We start from the raw sequence: 2,956 nt of genomic DNA, 5'->3' as shown, positions 1-2,956 counted from the left end.
GAATTAATGAAGCGTTTTAAAACACCTAGAACAATTCCCAGTGAATTAAAAAATAGATTAATTGAAATTGATCCTGTTCGAGGTGAAAATTTAGCTAAGAATCTTGAAAGACCTTTGATGGCTATTCCGTTAGTTGCTCATGAGGCTTTAACAACAGCTTATATCAATGATGTTGATGGACTTGGTGTATTTGCACAACAATTATATGGCTTTGGTAGAAAAGGTGATGTTTTTTTAGGTATATCTACTTCAGGAAACAGCCAGAATGTAATGAGTGCAACAGTTGTGGCAAGAGCTTTAGGGATAAAGGTTTTAGGTCTTACAGGAGTTCATGGTGGAGAATTGAATTCAGTATCTGATGTTTGTGTTAAAGTACCTGAAACAGAAACATATATGATTCAAGAACTACATTTACCAATTTATCATTGTTGGTGTTTGATGTTAGAAGATCATTTTTTTGGAGAAGACAAATGATTGGTTGTGTTGTTTTAAATTATAATGATGCAAAAACTACGATGGATTTTTTAAAGAAAATTCAATTTATGAATTCTATAGACAAAATTGTTGTGGTTGATAATTGTTCAACTGATAATTCGTATGTTCAATTAAAAGAATTAGAAAACGAAAAGATTCATGTTATTAAATCAGAAAAAAATGGTGGTTACGGATATGGTAACAATATAGGTATAGATTATTTAAAAGACTTAGTAGATTATATAATCATTGCAAATCCTGATGTTGAGTTTGAAGAAAATGTTGTTTTAAAAATGAAGTCTGCATTTGATGAAAACACGGCAATTGTTGCTCCATTAACAATGCAACCAGATAAAAAAAGACAGCTTCCAGAAGCTTGGAAAGTTCCAACTGTAAAGGATTATTTTCTTTTTTCGTCAAAAATCTTGAATAAAAAGTTTAGGCCTATGTGGTATTCAAATGAATATCTACAAAAAGGAATTGTAAATGTTGATTGTGTACAAGGTTCATTTTTTATGATAAGAACAGATGTTCTTCCAAATAAATTATATGATGAAAATATTTTTTTGTTTTTTGAAGAGTCTTGTATAGGGAAATATTTTAAAGATAAAGGTATGACTACAAAATTATTGGTTGACGAATCATATATTCACAATCATTCAGTAAGTATTAATAAATCTTTTAATTCAGAAGTAAAGAAAAGAAAAATTACTTTAGATAGCTTTTATACATATTATAAAGATTACTATAAATTGAACCCTTTATTATTATGGTTAATGCGAGTATATAAAAAATTTATTTATATAGAGAATTATATTATTTTAAAAACGTTATATAACTAGGTGGTGAAATTATGATTTCAGTGGCGATGACGACATTTAATGGTGAAAAATATATAGAAAAACAAATTGAATCAATATTAAATCAGAGTATGCCTGTAGATGAAATTATAGTTTGCGATGATGGATCATCCGATAAAACAGTTGAGTTATTAGAAAAGTATGATGTAAAGATAGTTGAGAATTCTGAAAATTTAGGTTATAGATTAAATTTTAAAAAAGCTATGGAATTATGTAATGGAGATTTTATTTTTTTGTGTGATCAGGATGATGTTTGGAAAAAAGATAAAGTCAAAGAAATGGTTTCCATAATGGAGTCTAATAAAGATATTCATGTTCTATCGAGCTCTTTTGATTATATTGATGAAAATGACAATTTAATTTCAACCGTATTAAAAAAAGGCTATTCAAATAATAATTTGTATAATAAAGAAGTAAAATCAGGTGATTTAGTTCAAGTGAATTCGAATGAATTTATTTATGGAAATTATTTTCAAGGGTGTGCACTTGTAATGGACAGAAGTACAAAAGATTTTTTTATAAATCATTTTGATGACAGAATACCTCATGATTGGATTATTAGCTTGTATGGTTCTTTAGATGGGGGTATGTATTTTTTGAATAAACCTTTGTTTGAATATAGAATTCATAATAAAAATTCAATTGGTGTTTCAACATTGAATCAAGGTACTGCTACTCATGTAAATCGAGCATATCAATTTGAAGAACGATATCAGAAGGCTAGAGATGCATTGTATGTGCTAGATATTTTAAAAATAAATTGTAATGATTTTTATTTAGAAAATATTAAAGAATATAACAATATAGAATTGTTTATGCATAATCATATTGTATATTTAAAAAAGAAGAGTTTCTTTAAATTGTTATTTCAAAATAGATATAGTTATTATAAAAAATTAAAAACATATCGGGGTAGAATAATGGATTTGTTATATTGTTTAAAATGATTTTAGTGTGTAGTATAATATTATGGTATGTAATTATATCTTTAGTTATGATAGAACGAATTGAGGTGTTTAAATGGATCCACAAAATGCGATTGAAGTACGTAATATGTATAAACAATTTAAAGTAGATTATGATAAAGCACATACTTTAAAAGATAAATTATTATTCTGGAAAACGAGTCATGTTGAGATTCATGAAGTACTAAAGAATATTAATATGGATATTAAAAAGGGTGAGACAGTTGCCTTAATTGGTACGAATGGTTCTGGTAAATCAACTTTATTGAAATTGATGACGAAAATTATTTTTCCAAATAAGGGTACCGTTGAAACCAATGGCAAGCTTACTTCTTTACTAGAATTGGGTGCTGGTTTTCACCAGGATTTTACGGGTAGAGAAAATATTTATTTTAATGCTTCTATTTTTGGATTAACAAAAAAAGAAATTGATGCTCGTATTCAAGATATTATAGATTTTAGTGAATTAGGCGAATTTATTGATCATCCTGTTCGCACATATTCATCTGGTATGTATATGCGTTTAGCTTTCTCTGTAGCTATTAATGTGGATGCAGAAATTTTATTGATTGATGAAATCTTAGCTGTAGGTGATCAACATTTCCAGGAAAAGTGTTATCGTAAATTAAAAGAATTAAAAGATTCAGATAAGACAAT

4 protein-coding genes are annotated in these 2,956 nt (G+C 27.3%); all 4 read left to right on the top strand.

The window, feature by feature from the left end:
- Positions 1–474: SIS domain-containing protein (locus Q0F58_RS18550; protein ID WP_294379404.1), on the top strand; the 474-nt coding region annotated here is incomplete at its 5' end.
- Entirely contained in the window at positions 471–1,316 is an 846-nt protein-coding gene (locus tag Q0F58_RS18545) for a glycosyltransferase (protein ID WP_294379403.1), read from the top strand. The genes Q0F58_RS18550 and Q0F58_RS18545, both read left to right, overlap by 4 nt.
- Positions 1,317–1,327: 11 nt before the next feature.
- The gene (locus Q0F58_RS18540; protein WP_294379401.1) at positions 1,328–2,281 is read left to right on the top strand and encodes a glycosyltransferase; all 954 of its coding nucleotides are present in this window, start codon (positions 1,328–1,330) and stop codon (positions 2,279–2,281) included.
- 73 nt (positions 2,282–2,354) lie between these two features.
- Positions 2,355–2,956: ABC transporter ATP-binding protein (locus Q0F58_RS18535; RefSeq protein ID WP_294379399.1), on the top strand; the 602-nt coding region annotated here is incomplete at its 3' end.

This window comes from uncultured Clostridium sp. (assembly GCF_934754915.1).
Taxonomy (GTDB): Bacteria; Bacillota; Clostridia; order Clostridiales; family Clostridiaceae; genus Clostridium.
Note: the sequence above shows the minus strand (reverse complement) of the source record. Positions and strands in the feature narration are given on the sequence as shown.